The 1,407-nt window shown below is 60.6% G+C and carries 1 protein-coding gene; it reads right to left on the bottom strand.

The features are described 5' to 3' along the window. Positions 1–295 precede the first annotated feature (295 nt). On the bottom strand, positions 296–1,321 hold the full coding sequence (locus KIP88_RS45720) for an IS110 family transposase (RefSeq protein ID WP_214494609.1): 1,026 nt from the start codon (positions 1,319–1,321) through the stop codon (positions 296–298). Positions 1,322–1,407: the final 86 nt, after the last annotated feature.

The raw sequence follows: 1,407 nt of genomic DNA, 5'->3' as shown, positions 1-1,407 counted from the left end.
ATGTCTCAAAGGTGCCATGTATGGACGGCGCCCGCGGTGCAAGAGGAATCTGACGTTTCAGCGAAGCGTTCGGGTGCAGCCATGTATCCGGCCTTTGAATGCAGCCACTTTGGCTGCTGGCCCTGATGTGATCCGCTGATTGGGTCCCAAACAAAAGCACGCGTTCTTTCCTCGCGTGGCACCTTACGGGTTTTCCCAATCGACGGTCTCGACCGTTTCGCATCAATGTCGTCTTCACCCCTGCAGTTCGTGAACGCACGGACGCAACCTCATCCTCCCATTGCCGAGCTCCTTGTTAGACTGCCACAAGCTGGGGCGCCCGGTAGGTCCCACCTCTGGCCAGCAACGCCCAGGCGATCCGCGCCATCTTGTTGGCCAGCGCGACCGCGACGACCTTGAACGGTCGCCGAGCGAGAAGCTGCGTGAGCCAGGGATACTTCTGCGGCTGCTGGCGTGCACGCCGCAAGACAGAATGGGCTCCGACAATAAGAATACGCCTGAGGTATTGGTCACCCTGTTTCGATATCGGCCCGAGCTTCTGTTTGCCGCCGGTCGAATCCTGCCGCGGCACGATCCCGATCCAGGCCGCAAAATCACGACCCGACCGGAATGCCTTCGGGTCCGTGACGACGGCGGTGATGGTCGTCGCGCCTATGACGCCGATACCGGGGATGGTCTCGAGCCGCTTACTTGCCTCGTTCGAGCGATGCTGCGCAACGATCCGTTTCTCGATCGATCCGATCGTCGTCTGCACAGCCTGAAGCTGCGCCGCTAGTACGGTCAGGCTGGCGTGGGCGTCGACCGGCAAGCGCGAACCCTCATCCTGTGCGATGATCGCCAACAACTCTTTGATCCCTTCGCGGCCCTGTGCAGCCGTAATGCCGAACTCGGCCAAATGTGCCCGTAATGCATTGATCAACTGGGTGCGTTGGCGCATCAGCAGGTCGCGTGCTCGATGCAGCATCAACTGGCCCTGCTGCTCGGCCGACTTAATCCGCACGAAACGCATGGTCGGGCGCCGCACCGCCTCACAGATTGCCTCCGCGTCGGCGGCATCGTTCTTATTGCGCTTGACGTAGGCCTTCACGTCCTTCGCTGGCATCAGACGGACCTCGTGGCCCAGCTTCGTCAACTCGCGAGCCCAATGGTGCGACGTGGCACAGGCCTCCATGCCGACCAGGCACGGCGCCAGAGCTTCAAAGAACGCTATAATCTGGCCGCGGCGAAGTTGCTTTCTGACGATGACGTTCTCCGCCGCGTCAATGCCGTGAACCTGGAACACGTTCTTGGCGATATCCAAACCGATCGTGGTAATTTGCATGTGGACGGCTCCCCTCATGTGATTCGTCTTCGACGAACCACCCTATGACACTGCGATGTCGGGAGCGGGCGCCGTCCACCACATCA

Source organism: Bradyrhizobium sp. SRL28, assembly GCF_018596315.1.
Classification (GTDB): domain Bacteria; phylum Pseudomonadota; class Alphaproteobacteria; order Rhizobiales; family Xanthobacteraceae; genus Bradyrhizobium.
This window is presented reverse-complemented; position numbering and strand designations above follow the sequence as displayed.

Excerpts from the sequence above, each read along its gene's own strand:
- KIP88_RS45720 (WP_214494609.1), bottom strand. The coding sequence starts at position 1,321 with ATGCAAATTACCACGATCGGTTTGGATATCGCCAAGAACGTGTTCCAG.